Here is a 16,581-nt window from a genome sequence, read left to right as displayed (position 1 = left end):
GTCTTCATGGCGCACATGGACCACGCATGACGTCGCATTCTTCCTCCCTTCCTCTGGCTGTGACCATGGGAGACCCAGCGGGCTGTGGCCCGCAAATCACCGCACGCGCCTGGCAGGCCCTGCGGGAGGATGCTGGGGCACCCTTCTATGTCATCGCCGAAGCGGACCTTTTCGACTGCGCAACGCGTGACATTTCAAATCCTGCAGACGCGTCTTCCGTCTTTCCGACAGCCCTGCCTGTCCTGCCGCTCAAGGCAGACCTGCCACCGGTAGAGACCGGCAGACCAAACAGCGCGTCGGCGAAAGGCATTCTGGAGAGTATCGAAACCGCCACGCAACACGCGCTGAACGGACTTGCCGGCGGCGTCGTGACGAATCCGATCTCGAAAGCGGTGCTGTATTCGGCCGGCTTTGCGCATCCCGGCCACACCGAGTACCTCGCTGCCATCTGCGAAGAGGCTACAACCAAGCCCTGCAAGCCGGTGATGATGCTCGTCGGCGGCGGCTTGCGCGTTGCGCTTGCCACGATCCACATACCGCTGATCAGCGTCCCGCTTCACCTGACGCCCGAACATCTCTCGGAGACGGCGCGGATTACCGCGGAAGCCCTTCACCGTGACTTCGGCATCGCCTCACCTCGCCTTGCTTTCACAGGGCTCAATCCGCACGCAGGCGAAAGCGGAACGATCGGCACCGAGGAGCGCGACATCATCAACCCGCTCGCTGCGCGCCTGCGCGCCGAGGGCATCGACATCAGCGATGCGCGTCCCGGTGACACGGTGTTTGCCGAGATGCTGGACGGGCGCTTCGATGGCATCATCGCCATGACACATGACCAGGGCCTTATTCCGGTGAAGACGCTGGATTTCTGGGGCGGCGTGAACACAACGCTCGGCCTCCCGATTGTCCGCACCAGCCCGGACCACGGCACCGCCTATGACGCCGCCCGCGAAAATGCCGCGAGGCCAGACAGCCTGATCAGCGCTATCAGGCTCGCCCGCAAGATGGCATCCAACCGGCTTGCTCATGTCTGAGACGGCCAATGATCCTGAACTGACGCAAGGCCGGGCCCGCAAGGCACTGGGCCAGCACTTCCTGTTCGACCCGGATATTCTCCGGCGAACCGCACTTGCGGCCGGTCCCGTCGAGGGCCGCACCGTGATCGAAGTTGGGCCGGGACCAGGTGGTCTGACCCGGGCACTGCTCAAGGAAGGCGCCGGGAAACTTATTGCCGTCGAAGCCGATCCGCGCTTTGCCGAAGGGCTGGAAGCGTGGCCGGAAGCGGCGCAAGGCCGCCTGCACGTTCATCTGGGGGATGCGCGCAAGGTAGACTGGCCATCACTCATCGCGACCGCGGACGGCGAAGCACCCGCCATGATCATTGCCAACCTGCCCTACAATGTCGGCACACCGCTGGCTGTGGACTGGCTGAAAGCCGGCGATTGGCGCGGCGAGATGGCACTGATGTTCCAGAAGGAAGTGGCGGAGCGCCTGGCGGCGGAGCCCGGCAGCAATCATTATGGCAGGCTGGCCGTGCTCGCCCATGCCGTCTGTGACGTGCACATAGCCTTCACGCTGCCGCCCGGCGCGTTCCGCCCGCCGCCCAAAGTCGACAGCGCCGTTGCCGTTCTGAGGCCGCTGCCAGCCGAAAAGCGGTTCGAGGATCTGGACGCGCTGGAAAAGGTCGCCGCCGCGGCGTTTGGTCAGCGGCGAAAGATGTTGCGGGCCTCGCTGAAAGCACTCGCGAAGACGAAAGGTCTCGATGCGATACAGTGGCTCGAAAGCTGTGACATTGACCCGACAGCGCGGGCCGAAACGCTCACACAAGCGGAGTTCCGGAAACTGGCCGGGGCCTTCGCAGCGGCCTGATCACGCCTCGCCCATCAGCTTGCGGACATGGTCTTCCAGGCTGAGCTGGCGCAGCCGCTTCAGCCGTTCGACCAGCAGTATCCGCTTGAGGCGCTGATAGGCGACTTCCAGGTCATCATTCACGATCGCATAGTCGTAGCGCCGCCAGTGGCGCATCTCCGCCTTGGCGTCGCGCATGCGCCGGTCGACAACCTCATCGGTGGATCCCGGGCGGGCCGCCAGCCGGGCCTGCAGGGCGTCTATGCTCGGCGGCAGGATGAACACCGAAACCACGTCGCGCGGCATCTGGTCGTGCAGCGCGTCGGCGCCCTGCCAGTCAACGTCAAAAAGGACGTCATGTCCGTCCGAGAGAAGCGCTTCGGTATCGGCACGCGGCGTACCGTACAGATTGTCGAAGACAAGCGCCCATTCGAGAAATTCCCGATTACGGATCATGGTGCGGAACTCTTCGACCGTCTTGAAATGGTAGTCGATCCCATCCTTTTCACCCGGACGCGGCGGCCGTGTCGTAGCCGAGACAGACAGCCGGATGTCGGAGAACTCTTCCATCAGCTTGCGGGCGAGCGTCGTCTTGCCCGCGCCTGACGGCGAAGAGATGACGAGCATCAGCCCACGGCGTTCGCCGCGATCCTTGGGGTGTCCGCTATTCGACATTGGCGGCTTGCTCCTTGACCTGGTCCACGAGCCCTTTGAGCGCGAGTCCCTCATTCGTCAAATCGAGGCTCGCCGATTTCGAGCAGAGCGTATTGGCTTCGCGGTTGAATTCCTGGGCGAGGAAATCGAGCTTTCGGCCGATAGCGCCGCCATTTTCCAGCAGCTGCCGGGCCGACGCGATATGCGCCGTCAGCCGGTCCAGCTCTTCGCGGACGTCCGCCTTGGCCGCCGAAAGCGCAATCTCGGCCGCCATTCGGTCCGCATCGACGGATTTGTCGGCCCCAAGTTCGGCAAGCTGCTTTTCCAGCCGCGCCTTCAGCAGTCCTGGCTGGCTCGCCGCATAGTCTGTCGCACGCGCCACAGCCGCCTCAATCTCATCGAGGTGCTGACGGATCAGCGCATACAGGGCTTCACCTTCAGCCTTGCGGGCACTTGCCAGCTCATCCAATGCCTGCTCACCGGCAGATTGCAGCAGCGCAACCGCGTCTTCGTCGGTTGCAAGATCCCGCGTGGAGGACGAGCCGGTTTCGATCACACCCTTGACGGTCATCAGTGTCGCAAGCGCATCGCCATCGCCGATCGGCTTCGATGAAATATTCTCATACGCGCGCACCAGCAGGTTGAGCGCATCGGAATTGACGCTCAGCGTTTCGGGCCCGCTGCTGAGGTCTATCCGCAGGCCAACCTGCAGGTTGCCTCGCGCAAAACGCGCCTTGGCCGCCTGCTTGACCGCCTGTTCGAGCGCTTCAAAGCCAGACGGCGTATTGACCCGCACATCCAGCGAGCGGCCATTCACGCTCTTGGCTTCCCATGCCCAGCTGCCCCAGCCTGCTTCGCCCGCCACGCGGGCAAAGCCGGTCATTGAAGATACGTTTGACGTCAATTGTTCCGCTCCCGGGCGATCTCTTCGCGCTCATAGGCCCTGTACGCCGCGACATTGCGATTGTGCTCAGCGAGCGTCTCGGCAAACAGGTGCCCCCCTTTGCCGTCGGCGACGAAGAAAATGTAATTCGTCTCGGGCGGGTTCAGCACGGCCGCGATGGCGTCCCGGCCCGGATTGCAGATCGGCGTCTTCGGCAGGCCGTCGATCTGGTAGGTGTTCCAGTCGGTCTTCCGATTGAGTTCGGAGCGATACAGCGTCCGGCGCTGACCCACATTGTTGAAGAGCGGCTCGCCTTTCGAGACACCATAAATCACCGTCGGATCGCTCTCGAGCCGCATGCCGCGCCGCAGCCGTTCGGTAAAAAGGCCGGCGACAAGGCCGCGCTCGCTCGCGATGCCGGTCTCCTTTTCCACGACCGATGCCAGGATCAGGGCTTCCTCAGGCGTATCGATCGGTATGTCTTCCTGGCGGTCTGGCCAAAGCTCGGCGAGAAGGTCGTCCTGCGCCTTTTCCATGCGCTCGATCATCTGGACCCGTGTGGTGTCAGCCGAGAAGATATAGGTGTCCGGCAGAAGAGTGCCTTCGCCGATTTCCCGGTCGGGCATGTCGCCTTCAAGATCGCTGTTACCTTCCACCAGGCGAAGGATCTGGGCCGTTGTCAGGCCTTCGGGAATGGTGATGCGGTACTGGATGACGTCGCCGGCCACCAGCAGGCTGAGGATCGTTGCCACGCTCGCCCGCGGCGGGACGGCATACTCGCCCACCTTGATGGCCGTCTGCTGGCCCTCCAGGCGGGCGTGAAGCCGCAGCGTTCTTTCATCCGATATGAGCCCCTGCTCTTCGAGCCGCTGGGCGACGCTGCCAAGGTGCTCTCCCGGCTCGACCTCGAAAACGGCTTCTTCGAGTGACGGGCCGGGCTTGGCGACTTCGCTTTGCAGCCAGAGCCAGCCGCCAGCGATGGCAGCGACGCCGAGAACGGCAGCCACAAAGACGAGGGCAAACAGGAATTTGAAGAGACGCATGGGTCCGACTCGACGTTGTGGCTCGCCCCACTGTGCCCCAGCAATGACGGTATGGAAACTAGTCGACCTGCTTCATGATCAGGCAGGCATTCGTGCCGCCGAAACCGAAGCTGTTCGACATCGCAGCACGCACCTGACCCTTCTTCGCCTTGTGAGGGATGAGGTCGATCGGTGTGTCCACGCTCGGATTGTCGAGGTTGAGCGTCGGCGGCATGATCTGGTCGCGGATCGCCAGGGCGCAAAACGCGGATTCGATGGCGCCGGCTGCCCCGAGCAGGTGGCCAACAGCCGATTTTGTCGATGACAGCGACAGGTTCTTGGCATGATCGCCGAACAACCGTTCAACCGCTCCGATTTCTCCCTCATCGCCCTTCGGCGTCGAGGTGCCGTGCGTGTTGACGTAATCGATTTCGGACACGTCGAGCCCGGAATGTCCAAGCGCCATTTTCATCGCGCGGTAGCCACCTTCCGAGCCTTCGGCGGGCGCCGTGATGTGATACGCGTCGCCCGTCAGGCCATAGCCCACCACTTCGGCATATATCTTCGCGCCGCGCGCCTTGGCGTGCTCATACTCTTCGAGCATCACCGTGGCTGCGCCCTCGCCCATGACGAAACCGTCGCGGTCCCTGTCATAAGGCCGGGATGCCTTCTCAGGCGTATCATTGAAATTGGTCGACATCGCCTTGGCGGCACAGAAACCGGCAATGCCGATCTCGCAGATCACCGCTTCGGCACCGCCTGCCAGCATAACGTCCGCGTCGCCATACTTGATGAGGCGGGCGGAGTCGCCAATGGCATGGGCGCCGGTCGCGCAAGCCGTGACGACGGAATGGTTGGGCCCCTTGAAACCATGACGGATAGAGACCTGGCCCGAAGCCAGGTTGATCAGCGCCGATGGAATGAAGAAGGGGCTCACACGGCGCGCACCCTGCGTGTGCAGCGTGATCGCCGTATCGTAGATGGATTGCAGGCCGCCAATGCCCGACCCGATCAGGACGCCGGTGCGTTCCTTGTCGTGGTCGGTCTCAGGCGTCCAGCCGGAGTCGGCGACACATTCGTCTGCCGCCGCCAGGGCATAGAGGATGAACTCGTCGATCCGGCGGCGCTCTTTCGCGCTGGCCGCCTTGTCGGGATCAAACGAATGGGGATCATCCGGGCTGCCGCCGCCGCGGCCGTCATTCCACGGGACCTGGAAAGCAATTTTGCAGGGCACGTCCTTTGTATCGAACAGGTCAATCGGACCTGCTCCGGATTTGCCGGCAATAAGCCGTTCCCACGTAGCCTCCGTCCCGCTTGCAAGCGGAGAAACGAGACCGATCCCTGTAATGACGACGCGACGCATCAGCTGACCTCCTTAGGAGACGTGAGCCTTGATGTGGGTGACAGCGTCACCGACGGTGCGGATGTTTTCCTGCACATCGTCGGGAATTTCGATGTTGAACTCTTCCTCGAAAGCCATGACCAGCTCGACCAGGTCAAGCGAGTCGGCGCCCAGGTCATCGATAAAGCTCGCAGATTCAGCGACCTTGTCTGCTTCAACATCGAGATTCTCGACAACGATCTTTTTAACACGCTCGAAAACGTCAGACATGGAAACCTCTCTCATAATGTCTGATAGGAAGACCTATCCGGTCTTGGGAAGCCCGTTAGCACGAAGATTAATCCGTCGCCAAGGGCTGTGACTGTTTGGCGACGATCCTTCTATATCATCGCCATGCCGCCATTGACGTGCAGGGTCTGGCCCGTGACGTATGCTGCTTCATCTGAAGACAAGTAGACGACTGCGCCGGCAATGTCTCCACCCTGACCCAGTTTTCCTGCTGGAATCTGGCCTAGCAGCGCCTCTTTCTGTGCGTCCGGCAGCACGTCCGTCATCGGCGACTGGATGAAACCGGGCGCAACGCAGTTGGCTGTAATACCGCGGCTGGCGACTTCCTGGGCGAGTGATTTCGTAAAGCCGATCATACCCGCCTTCGACGCGCAATAATTGGCCTGGCCCGGATTTCCGGTGACGCCCACGATCGAGGTGATGCCGATGATTCGCCCGTGGCGGCGCTTCATCATGCCCCGCATGCAGGACTTGGCCAGCCGAAAATAGGAACCGAGGTTGACGTTCAGGACGGCGTCCCAGTCCTCATCCTTCATGCGCATCAGCAGGCCGTCGCGCGTGATCCCGGCATTGGCGACCAGGATGTCGAGCGGGCCGATCGCCTCTTCTGCGCGGCCGACCAGCCCATCGACAGATTCCGCGTCCGACAGGTTCGCCGTCACAATGGCAGACTCGCCGGGCAGCGTTGCCTTCACCTCTTCGAGCACACCTTCACGGGTTCCCGACAGGGCAACCTTGGCGCCCGCTTCCGACAATGCCTTGGCAATCGCACTGCCTATACCGCCCGATGCGCCGGTAACGAGCGCCGTGCGCCCGGTCAGATCAAACATGATTGAAACCCTTCTCCCGGAGAATTTGTTCTTTCGCTGGCGACTGTTGTCGCCTCAGCGGAGACGTTCTGCAACCGATTCGACCTCTTCAGGCGTGCCTAATGTCAGCCCTTCGAGGTCCTTGACCGTGCGGCGGTTCATCACGGTCAACACCTTGCCTGCGCCCGCCTCGATCGTCAGCTCGACGCCCTGCGACGCCATGAACGTCACGCTTTCGCGCCAGCGGACCTGCCCGGTGACCTGCTCGACCAGCTGTCGGCGGATCGCATCAGGATCGGTCGTCACATCGGCGGTGACATTCGCGACGAGCGGGGCCGATGGCGCCTTGATCTCGATTTCGGCCAGCGCCTTGAGCATCTGGTCGGCGGCGGGCTGCATCATCGAGCAGTGAAACGGCGCGCTGACCGGAAGCAGCATCGCCTTTTTTACACCGACGTCGCTGACTTTCGAAGCCGCAAGTTCGATCGCCGCCTTGTCGCCGGAAATCACAATCTGTCCGGGCGCATTATCATTCGCGATCTCGCAGACCCCGCCTTCGGACGATCCGATTGCGCAGAGTGATTTTGCCTGTTCCGGATCGGCGCCCAGCAGGGCGGCCATGGCGCCCTTGCCCGCGGGAACGGCGGCCTGCATGGCATTGCCCCGGATCCGCAGCACGCGGGCCGCATCGCCGACGGCGATCGAACCGGCGGCCGCGAGGGCCGAATACTCCCCGAGCGAGTGGCCGGCCACAAAGGCCGCGTCCGCTGCCGAAAGCCCCTTCGTTTCCAGCGCGCGCATCGCCGCGACGCTGACGGCCATCAGCGCTGGCTGGGTGTTCGATGTCAGCTTCAGCTCGTCTTCATCGCCGGACCAGATCAGCTCCGACAGCTTCTGTCCAAGCGCGTAATCGACTTCGTCGAAGACGGCCCTCGCCTCCGGAAATGCCTCGGCGAGATCCTTTCCCATACCGATGAACTGGCTGCCCTGGCCGGGAAAGATGAAAGCGAATTTGGTCATGGCGTCCTGCCCTCTGACGTTCGGAATCAAGTTTTGGTCTGGCGCAGGGCCTATCCGGCTGCGCAGGAGCGCGCAAGAGCGGTTGATTCTTTCGCCCAGTTGGGGTTTAAGCGCGCTCTTCACAACGGGTTGCGGTCCTGCGGTGCGGAATGAGCCGTACCAGACAGGGGCCATCGTCGAAGCGTTTCCCGCGTTTCCGGCGCCGCTGCCCAGAACCTCAGGGAACCAGAAATGGCATATTACGAACACGTGCTGATTTCCCGGCCGGACATCTCGCCTGCACAGGTCGAGAGCCTGACCGAGGAACTCACAGAATTCCTTCAGAAGAACGGCGCCAAGGTCGGCAAGACCGAATATTGGGGCCTTCGCAACCTCTCCTACCCGATCAACAAGCAGCGCAAGGGCCACTATTCCCTGCTGAACATTGACGGGCCGGCCGAGGCCATCGCAGAGCTGGAGCGCCGTCAGCGTATTTCCGACGACGTCATCCGCTACATGACCGTCAAGGTCGATGTGCTCGACGACGAGCCGTCCGCCATGATGGGCCGCAAGGGCCGCAAGGACTAAGGGAGCGAACACATGTCTTCAGAAAACAACGCCGGTGATATCAACATCACCAACATCCCGGCCCGGCGCACTTTCAACCGCCGCCGTAAGGTCGATCCGTTCTCGGGCGAAGGCGCCCCGGAGATCGACTACAAGGATGTGAAACTGCTGCAACGCTACATTTCCGAGAAGGGCAAGATCGTCCCGTCGCGGATCACTGCAGTGAACGTCAAGAACCAGCGCAAGCTCGCCCGCGCCATCAAGCGCGCCCGCATGCTCGCGCTCCTGCCATTCACCGTGAAGTAAGGGGACGACCGACATGGACATCATCCTTCTTGAACGCGTCGAGAACCTTGGCGAACTCGGTGAAGAAGTCAGCGTGAAGAACGGCTTTGCCCGTAACTTCCTGCTTCCCCGCGGCAAGGCCCTGATCGCGAATGATCGTAACCGCGCCCGCTTCCAGGCCGAACGCGACGCGATTGAAAAGCGCAATGCCGACGCCCGGGCCGAAGCCCAGAAGACCGGTGACGCCCTTGAGGGCACCGATCTGGTTCTCATCCGCCAGTCGTCCGACACCGGCAATCTCTACGGTTCGGTCTCGACCCGTGACATCTCCGAAGGCCTTGCTGAAAAAGGCTTCAAGGTGACGCGCGGCCAGATCAAGCTGGACCAGCCGATCAAGACGATTGGCATCTACGAGATGGGCATTCGCCTGCACGGCGAAGTGATCGTCGACATTACAGTCAACGTCGCCCGCTCGACGGAAGAAGCCGAACGTCAGGCCGCTGGCGAGAACATCATCGAGACGCTGCAGGCCGAACAGCAAGGCGCATCTGCCGAGCAGGCTGCCGAACTGGCTGAAGCCAGCGCCGAGCGCGATGAAGAAACCCGCGAGCACGAAGAGGACTAGTCCTTAAGCGCTCGAAAGCTACCGGAAAGGCCGCGTTCGAAAGAATGCGGCCTTTCTTTTTTTGGCCCTGTCCAGCCACTCGCCTGTCACGCGAATCCCACAGCTATGATTGATCTGTGGACGGAGTGGAAAAGGTGCACGGGTATCTGCGAGTCAAGCCTGCAATCTCGTTCATGGCTTGGTTAAGACAGAATCAGGCTAGGCTGGAATATTGCTCATGAATGACATGTCAAACCCGCCCTCCACGATGGAGGCGCCGCACAACCTGTCGGCAGAGGCCGCCGTTATCGGCGCGATCCTCTATGACAATAATGCGTTCCAGCGCGTTGCGGACGTCTTGCGGCCGGGCGACTTCTACTCGCTTCCGCACCAGGAGATTTTCGAGGTCTGCGCGAACATGATCCAGTCCGGCCGTGTGGCCGACGGCATCACGCTGCGCGAGCATTTCGAAAAGGGTGACAAGCTGCAGGATATTGGCGGGGCGGCCTATCTGGCCGAGCTGCTGAAATCCGCCGCGTTCGGGCCGGAAATTTCCGACTACGCCCACATGATCCGCGATTTCGCGATGCGCCGCGAGCTGATCGATATCGGCGCCAGCGTGCAGCAGCGCGCCCTGAAGCCAGCGCCGGACGAGAATGGCGACCGCCAGCTGGAGCTGGCCGAACGTTCGCTTTTCGACCTTGCCGACCGGGGCTCTTCGGGCCGAGGCTTCCATACCTTTGCGTCGGCCTTGAAAGAGTCGCTGCAGATGGCCGAAGCGGCCTATCAGCGGGACGGCAAGATTGCGGGCATCGCCTCGCACCTCGATGATCTCGACCAGAAGCTTGGCGGCTTCCACAGCTCCGACCTCATTATCCTCGCCGGGCGCCCGTCCATGGGGAAGACGACGCTGGCGACCAATATCGCCTTCAACGCCGCCCATGCCTGCCGGCGCGAGACGCAGGATGACGGCTCGAAGAAAACGGTCGAGGGTGCGGTCGTGGCCTTCTTCTCGCTCGAAATGTCATGCGAACAGCTGGCCACGCGGATTATCGCCGAACGGACCGGCATCAACGCGCACCGCATCCGGCAGGGCGACCTCGACAAGCATGATTTCGAGAAGATCCGTGAAGCGACCGAAGAGCTGCAGAACCTGCCGCTCTACATCGATGACCAGGGCGGTATCTCGGTCAGCCAGCTTTCCGCCCGCGCCCGCCGCCTGAAACGCACGGTCGGACTCGACATGATCGTGATCGACTACCTGCAACTTCTCACCGGCTCGAGCGGCAAGAGCAACGAGAACCGGGTGCAGGAAATCACGCAGATCACCATGTCGCTCAAGGCGCTGGCCAAGGACCTGAATGTCCCGGTGATCGCCCTGTCGCAGCTCTCCCGCCAGGTCGAGCAGCGCGACGACAAGCGCCCGCAGCTCTCCGACCTTCGCGAGTCCGGCTCGATTGAGCAGGATGCCGACGTCGTCATGTTCGTCTACCGGGAGTCCTACTATCTCGAACGGACAGAGCCGCAGGCCTCTCCGGACGATCCGAATGCCGGGGAGAAATGGGCCAAGTGGCGCCAGCGCATGGACGAAGTCTACGGCACGGCCGAGGTCATCATCGGCAAGCAACGCCACGGCCCGATCGGCCGCGTCGTCCTGGCGTTTGATGCGAACACGACCCGGTTTGGCAACCTCGAACGCGCCGTGCCCGAAGGGGATTTCGACGAGTAGGGGTCGACGAACCACGGGCGTGCGCGGCACATCTGAAGTAAATAGCTAAATCGCCGGCTGGATCGGGCCTTCGGCGCGGCCATGGACGAACTGGTCAACGTAATCGTTGCCGGAATTGTCGATGATGTCGGCCGGTCCACGCCAGATGATCTCACCCTCAAACAGCATGGCAATCTCGTCGGCGATCTTGCGGGCGGACGCCATATCATGGGTGATGGAGATCGAGGCGGCCCCCAGCGCCTTGACCTGCTCGATGATGAGATCGTTGATGGCATCCGCCGTGATCGGGTCGAGGCCTGTCGTCGGCTCATCGAAGAAAATGAGTTCCGGCTTGGTAATAATTGCGCGGGCGAGCGCGACGCGCTTTTGCATGCCGCCTGACAGTTCTGCCGGATAGAGATCAGCGATGGAGGCGCCAAGGCGGACCTTCTTCAGCGTGTCGATGGCACGCTCCTTCGCCTCGGCCCGCTTCATCTTCTCGGCATTGAGCAAACGGAAGGCGACATTCTCCCAGACCGGCAGCGAGTCAAACAGCGCCCCGGACTGGAACAGCATGCCCATGCGCGCGCGCATCGCTTCGCGCTCCTTGCCCTGCTCATGGGTGACATCGTCGCCATCGAAAAAGATCTTGCCCGAATCCGGGGTCATCAGGCCGAGCGCGTTCTTCAGCATGACCGACTTGCCCGAGCCCGACCCGCCCAGGATGACAAGCGACTGGCCGGGCGACACATCGATGTTCACGCCGCGCAGGACATGGTTCGAGCCGAAGCTCTTCTTCACGTCTTTCAGTTCGAGGATAGGCTGGGTCATGAGGCTCTACAATCCGATATTCACAAACAGCGTCGACATCATGTAGTTCGCCGCCAGGACAAGGACGGCCGCGCCGACCATCGAAAGCGTCGCCGCGCGGCCAACGCCGGTCGCGCCAGCCTTCGACTTCGAGCCCTGATAGCATCCCATGATGGCAATCACTGCGCCGAAGACGACCGCCTTGATCAGGCCGACCAGGACGTCATCCATGGTCAGGAAGTCCATCGTGTTGCGGATATAGGTCGTCGAGTCGAAGTCGAGGGCGAAGACGCTGACCAGCCAGCCGCCCATCACGCCGATAATGTCAGCCACCAGGACCAGCATCGGCAAGGTCAGGCAGGCCGCCAGGAAGCGCGGCGCATAAAGATAGCGGAACGGATTGGCCGAGAGTGTCTTCAGCGCGTCGATCTGCTCGGTCACCTTCATGGCGCCGATTTCGGCCGCGATGCCTGCGGTGACGCGGCCCGCCAGCATCAGGCCTGTAATCGTTGCGCCGAGTTCGCGCGTTATCCCGAGGACGACAATGTTCGGCACGAACTGCTCGGCCCCAAACCGGTTGCCGCCCGTATAGATGTTGAGGGCCAGCGCCGCGCCGATGAACACCGCCGAAAGGCCCACGACGGGAAGCGAATAGAAGCCGATGGCGATCATCTGCTTCCACAGCTGGGCCAGGTTCCAGGGCGGCGTCAGCGCCGCGCCGATCACCTGCCCCGCATAGATGCCAAGCCGGCCCACCTCTGCGAACAGGCTGAGCGCGGCGCGGCCGATCCAGGCCATCGGATTGGGGATGCCGCCGGATTTACTCGTAGATGCGTCTGACACGATGTCCCAGTCCCGTTACAAGTTCATAGCCGACGGTGCCGGCGCGTTTGGCCTGGTCCTCAAGCGGAACCTCAGGCCCGATGAATTGGGCGAATGCGCCCGGTTTGGCAAGTGGCCCAGCTGTTGTGACGTCAATTGTAATGAGGTCCATCGAGACCCGCCCGACAATCGGGCAGCGATGACCGCCAAGGCTTGCATAGCCCCGATTCGATGCCGAGCGCGGAAAGCCGTCGCCATAGCCCAGCGCGACCGTCGCCAGACGGCGCGGCGTGTCGAATGTCCACTCCGCCCCATAGCCTGCCGCTTCACCGGCCTGGACGTGCTGCACCGTCAGGATGGGCGCCTCGAGCGTCATGCCCGGCAGGAGCGTGACATGCGCAGGCGGGACCGGGCCGCCGCCATAAAGACCAATGCCAGGTCGCGTCACATCCATGCCGTATGCCCCGCCAAGATAGCAGCCGCCCGTATTCGCGAGACTTTTCCTTGCGCCTTCGAATGGCGCGCTGAGCCTGGCGAACTGCTCGCACTGGCGGGCATTGAGCGGATGGTCCGGCTGGTCACTGTCGACCAGGTGCGACATGACGTGGACTGGCGGGGCGCGCCTTGCCGCTTCCACAAGGGCCGGCACGTCGTCCGGCCGGATGCCGAGACGGTTCATCCCCGTATCGATATGGACAGCATAGGGCGCTTGCTCCTCCCCTGCGAGCCATTCGGACAGCGCGGGCAGCGAGTTGATGACCGGGACCAGACGCGCTGCGCCGACCGCAGCCCTGTCATCGCGGCCGGCGCCATTGAAAACGAAAATGTCAGGATCTGCGCCGACTGCCTCGCGCAGGGCGAGGCCTTCTTCGACATAGGCGACAAAGAATGTCCGGCAGCCCGCATCGCGCAGGGCCCGTGCGACCCGGCCGGCGCCATGGCCATAGGCGTTCGCCTTCACGACAGCGCCCGGTTCACTGCCCGGCGTACAGGCCGCGATAGTCCGCCAGTTGGCGGTGATATGATCGAGGTGGATACGGGCGCGTGGAGACAGGCTCATGCCTCAAGCGTTTAAAGGGCGTCGTCCAGCGCGCAAACCGCAAATGTCCGCACCTTCCACGGTTGCTGGGCGCTATTCCACGGCTGCCGGATGACCATCACCCGGTTTCCTGACTATGCAACCCCATCTGAAATCGGGATTTCTCCACCACTGAACTGTAAGCCCGGATTTCCACTATATTACGCTTGTAACTCGCGCAAATTGAAGATTGGAAGGCGCCACGACACGCACCGGCTCCAAGCCCACTACCGCCTGTCGGCCTGTTCAGCCTGCCGCCCTATTGGCGATGTTCGAACCACTTGCAACGGCTCAACGCAACGAAGACCGCGCCTGGTCGGAACCCGGCCCCACGCTGCCCGCCGTCACCGCGCGGGATCGTGTCTAGCATGCGGACGTGCAGTCGCCGCCCGGACTCGGTTCGAGCCGGGCGGCCTGCCTGGTGATCAGAGCGGCTTTGTTCAACCGCGGGCCGCATCAAGTGCGGCGCGACGCTCTTGGGTCGTGCCCACTGATTCTATTGCCTTTTCAACGGCATCATCGACACAACGGCGCTCCATGCGGATTTCCTCGAGCGACTTCATGCCATTGCGGACACCGCAGACTTTTTCCGCGGCGCTCTCGATCCGGCTCAGCACGAGCTTCGCGCCGGCGCGGGATTCGACATCGATACCGGAATAGTCGACAGTGGTCTGGTGTTGGGTTTGGATCTGGTCGGCAAGCGCTGGAGCCGCCGTGACGGTCATCAGGGTTGCAGTGATAAGGCCAGCAAGAACAGAACGGGACATGGGTAATTCCTCTCTCTCATTTTTATCGACCCTGATTTTCCCGAGCCCCACCTTCCTATCAGACCTTATCGTTTTTCAATAATTAATTCCTTGTAATGTTACAATTGTAATTATACACTGGTCTCTTCCCCTCTGGCGCGCATCACATTAGCCCGAAGAGCCATGGCCCGCTCTACAACCACCTTCGTCTGCCAGTCCTGCGGCGCCGTTCACCCCAAATGGGGTGGGCGCTGCGAGTCATGCGGTGCGTGGAACACACTCGTCGAAGAGGAAGCGGTATCGGCCGCGCCGGGTGGTCTGGCGGCGCCCAAGACGCTGTCCCGGAAAGCGGGCAAGGTTGAGCTGACAAGCCTCAGCGCGACGAGCGAAGCGCCGGAAAGACACACGATCGGCGTCGAGGAGCTCGACCGCGTCTTCGGCGGCGGGCTTGTCCCCTCCTCTGCCACACTGATCGGCGGCGACCCCGGCATCGGCAAGTCGACGCTGCTCCTGCAAGTCGCCGCCCGTCTCGCCCGCAATGGGCTGAAGACAATCTACGTCTCGGGCGAGGAAGCCGCCGCGCAGATCCAGGAGCGGGCCCGCCGGCTGAAGGTCGCCGAAAGCCCCGTCGACCTCGCCACGGAAACCGATCTCCGGAAAGTCATGGCGACGCTGAAGGCCGCGCAACCCGATTTCGTGGTCATCGACTCGATCCAGACCATGTGGTCCGACAGCCTGGAAGCGGCGCCCGGCTCGGTCGCGCAGGTTCGCGCCTGCGCACAGGAGCTGACACGCTGGGCCAAGAAGTCCGGCGTCGCGCTTATCCTCGTCGGCCATGTCACGAAGGAAGGCCAGATCGCCGGTCCGCGCGTGGTCGAACACATGGTCGACACAGTCTTCTACTTCGAAGGTGAGCGCGGCCACCAGTTCCGCATCCTGCGGGCCGTCAAGAACCGGTTCGGGCCGACCGACGAGATCGGCATTTTCGAAATGCACACTTATGGCCTTGCCCCGGCGCGCGAGCCCTCCGCGCTCTTCCTTTCCAGCGACAGTGAGACATCCGGCGGCGCTGCGGTCTATGCGGCCATGGAGGGATCGCGTCCCGTCCTCGCCGAAGTGCAGGCGCTGGTCTCGGCGTCAGCCTATGGCACGCCAAGGCGCAGTATCGTGGGCTGGGACTCGAACCGGCTGGCGATGGTACTGGCGGTGCTCGAGGCCCGCTGCGGCATCTCACTCGGTGGGCGCGACGTCTATCTCTCAGTGGCTGGCGGCTACCGAATCAGCGAGCCGGCCGGTGACCTTGCCGCCGCTGCAGCGTTGCTGACATCGCTTGCAGACCGTCCTGCACCAGAAAAATCTGTCTTCTTTGGCGAAATCGCGTTGTCGGGCACAATCCGGCCCGTCGCCCGTATGGAACAAAGGCTTAAGGAGGCCCAGAGGCTGGGCTTTCGCCATGCATTCGTCCCGGAAGGCAGCTTCTCGGCAATTGAAGGGTTGACCGTGACGGGCCTCGCACGGCTATCTGAACTCGTAGAGTTACTCGGTCCGGAAACAGACGCATGATGGACGCCCTCACAGCCTTTGACGCGATTGTGATCGTCCTTCTGATCATATCGACGCTCATGGCCCTGGCCCGCGGCTTCATGCGGGAACTGGCGACGCTCGGCGCTTTCATCGCTGCCCTGGCCGCCGCCTATTATGCCCGCCTCTTCCTGCGCGGCGTCCTGAACAGCGTGATGCCGGAGGATTCACCGGACTGGTTGCCAGACCTCATCCTGTTCATCGGCTTCTTCCTGCTGGTCTATGTGGTCGTCGCCTGGCTCGGCGCGAGCCTGTCGAAATCGATTCAGGGGGCAGAGGGCGTCAGCGCCTTCGACCGGATCGCGGGGGCCGCTTTCGGCTTTGCGCGGGGTGCGGTCGTGCTGGTCTTTTTCGTCTTCCTGATGCGCATGGCGCTCGACCAGGACCGCATCCCTGAATGGATCCGGGACGCCCAGACCTACCCCCTCCTCGAGCGCGGCGCCGAGTATGTCAAAGATGTCGCGCCGCAGGTCGGTGAGCGGGTCCAACAGCGCCTTCCACTTGACGAGTCACCTGCTGCCCAATAACTCGCAGT

At 62.5% G+C, this 16,581-nt stretch carries 19 protein-coding genes; 8 read left to right on the top strand and 11 right to left on the bottom strand.

The window, feature by feature from the left end; all coding sequences use genetic code 11:
• Window positions 1–26 precede the first annotated feature (26 nt).
• Window positions 27–1,034 (top strand): 4-hydroxythreonine-4-phosphate dehydrogenase PdxA, encoded by a 1,008-nt coding sequence (pdxA, locus tag D1223_RS10670; protein WP_119376418.1) that lies wholly within the window; start codon window positions 27–29, stop codon window positions 1,032–1,034.
• Window positions 1,027–1,869, top strand: a complete 843-nt coding sequence (gene rsmA / locus D1223_RS10665) for a 16S rRNA (adenine(1518)-N(6)/adenine(1519)-N(6))-dimethyltransferase RsmA (RefSeq protein ID WP_119376417.1) — start codon at window positions 1,027–1,029, stop codon at window positions 1,867–1,869. Before pdxA ends, rsmA begins: the two co-directional genes overlap by 8 nt.
• Here rsmA and gmk read toward each other — a convergent pair whose 3' ends face one another.
• From gmk to fabD, 7 genes are all read right to left on the bottom strand, one after another.
• Window positions 1,870–2,523, bottom strand: coding sequence for a guanylate kinase (gene gmk, locus D1223_RS10660; RefSeq protein ID WP_119376416.1), 654 nt, complete (start codon window positions 2,521–2,523; stop codon window positions 1,870–1,872).
• Window positions 2,513–3,406, bottom strand: a complete 894-nt coding sequence (locus D1223_RS10655) for a YicC/YloC family endoribonuclease (RefSeq protein WP_119376415.1) — start codon at window positions 3,404–3,406, stop codon at window positions 2,513–2,515. Before D1223_RS10655 ends, gmk begins: the two co-directional genes overlap by 11 nt.
• Window positions 3,403–4,428: an endolytic transglycosylase MltG gene (gene mltG, locus D1223_RS10650; RefSeq protein ID WP_119376414.1), complete on the bottom strand. Its 1,026-nt coding sequence runs from the start codon at window positions 4,426–4,428 to the stop codon at window positions 3,403–3,405. The genes D1223_RS10655 and mltG overlap by 4 nt, the downstream gene beginning before the upstream one ends.
• A gap of 58 nt (window positions 4,429–4,486) precedes the next feature.
• Window positions 4,487–5,770, bottom strand: coding sequence for a beta-ketoacyl-ACP synthase II (gene fabF / locus D1223_RS10645; protein WP_119376413.1), 1,284 nt, complete (start codon window positions 5,768–5,770; stop codon window positions 4,487–4,489).
• Between the two features lie 12 nt (window positions 5,771–5,782).
• Window positions 5,783–6,019 carry an acyl carrier protein gene (locus D1223_RS10640; protein WP_018146954.1) on the bottom strand — a complete coding sequence of 79 codons (237 nt, stop codon included), beginning with the start codon at window positions 6,017–6,019 and terminating at the stop codon, window positions 5,783–5,785.
• A 110-nt stretch (window positions 6,020–6,129) separates the two neighbouring features.
• Window positions 6,130–6,867: a 3-oxoacyl-[acyl-carrier-protein] reductase gene (gene fabG / locus D1223_RS10635; RefSeq protein WP_119376412.1), complete on the bottom strand. Its 738-nt coding sequence runs from the start codon at window positions 6,865–6,867 to the stop codon at window positions 6,130–6,132.
• Window positions 6,868–6,921: 54 nt separating this feature from the next.
• Complete coding sequence (fabD, locus tag D1223_RS10630) at window positions 6,922–7,866, bottom strand: ACP S-malonyltransferase (protein WP_119376411.1); 945 nt, start codon at window positions 7,864–7,866, stop codon at window positions 6,922–6,924.
• A gap of 231 nt (window positions 7,867–8,097) precedes the next feature.
• On the opposite strand from fabD, the gene rpsF reads away from it, so the two are divergent.
• The 4 genes from rpsF to D1223_RS10610 all read left to right on the top strand — a co-directional run bounded on the left by rpsF (window position 8,098) and on the right by D1223_RS10610 (window position 11,030).
• Window positions 8,098–8,433, top strand: a complete 336-nt coding sequence (gene rpsF / locus D1223_RS10625) for a 30S ribosomal protein S6 (RefSeq protein WP_119376410.1) — start codon at window positions 8,098–8,100, stop codon at window positions 8,431–8,433.
• 12 nt (window positions 8,434–8,445) lie between these two features.
• Window positions 8,446–8,718, top strand: a complete 273-nt coding sequence (rpsR, locus tag D1223_RS10620) for a 30S ribosomal protein S18 (protein ID WP_084393527.1) — start codon at window positions 8,446–8,448, stop codon at window positions 8,716–8,718.
• Between the two features lie 13 nt (window positions 8,719–8,731).
• Window positions 8,732–9,322: a 50S ribosomal protein L9 gene (gene rplI / locus D1223_RS10615; RefSeq protein WP_119376409.1), complete on the top strand. Its 591-nt coding sequence runs from the start codon at window positions 8,732–8,734 to the stop codon at window positions 9,320–9,322.
• A gap of 217 nt (window positions 9,323–9,539) precedes the next feature.
• Window positions 9,540–11,030 carry a replicative DNA helicase gene (locus D1223_RS10610; RefSeq protein ID WP_119376408.1) on the top strand — a complete coding sequence of 497 codons (1,491 nt, stop codon included), beginning with the start codon at window positions 9,540–9,542 and terminating at the stop codon, window positions 11,028–11,030.
• A 45-nt stretch (window positions 11,031–11,075) separates the two neighbouring features.
• On the opposite strand, the gene D1223_RS10605 is transcribed toward D1223_RS10610, so the two are convergent.
• The 4 genes from D1223_RS10605 to D1223_RS10590 all read right to left on the bottom strand — a co-directional run bounded on the left by D1223_RS10605 (window position 11,076) and on the right by D1223_RS10590 (window position 14,486).
• A complete protein-coding gene (locus D1223_RS10605; protein WP_119376407.1) occupies window positions 11,076–11,840 on the bottom strand; it encodes an ABC transporter ATP-binding protein in 765 nt (254 codons plus the stop codon).
• Window positions 11,841–11,846: 6 nt separating this feature from the next.
• Complete coding sequence (locus D1223_RS10600) at window positions 11,847–12,617, bottom strand: MlaE family ABC transporter permease (protein ID WP_119376406.1); 771 nt, start codon at window positions 12,615–12,617, stop codon at window positions 11,847–11,849.
• Window positions 12,618–12,639: 22 nt separating this feature from the next.
• Window positions 12,640–13,701 (bottom strand): alanine racemase, encoded by a 1,062-nt coding sequence (gene alr, locus D1223_RS10595; protein WP_119376405.1) that lies wholly within the window; start codon window positions 13,699–13,701, stop codon window positions 12,640–12,642.
• Window positions 13,702–14,159: 458 nt separating this feature from the next.
• Window positions 14,160–14,486: a UrcA family protein gene (locus D1223_RS10590; protein WP_119376404.1), complete on the bottom strand. Its 327-nt coding sequence runs from the start codon at window positions 14,484–14,486 to the stop codon at window positions 14,160–14,162.
• A 162-nt stretch (window positions 14,487–14,648) separates the two neighbouring features.
• Here D1223_RS10590 and radA point away from each other — a divergent pair, with 162 nt between their 5' ends.
• Entirely contained in the window at window positions 14,649–16,028 is a 1,380-nt protein-coding gene (gene radA / locus D1223_RS10585) for a DNA repair protein RadA (RefSeq protein ID WP_119376403.1), read from the top strand.
• The gene (locus D1223_RS10580) at window positions 16,025–16,573 is read left to right on the top strand and encodes a CvpA family protein (protein ID WP_233353124.1); all 549 of its coding nucleotides are present in this window, start codon (window positions 16,025–16,027) and stop codon (window positions 16,571–16,573) included. Before radA ends, D1223_RS10580 begins: the two co-directional genes overlap by 4 nt.
• The last annotated feature ends 8 nt before the right edge of the window (window positions 16,574–16,581 follow it).

It is taken from the genome of Henriciella mobilis (assembly GCF_003576285.1).
Classification (GTDB): Bacteria; Pseudomonadota; Alphaproteobacteria; order Caulobacterales; family Hyphomonadaceae; genus Henriciella; species Henriciella mobilis.
Note: the sequence above shows the minus strand (reverse complement) of the source record. Positions and strands in the feature narration are given on the sequence as shown.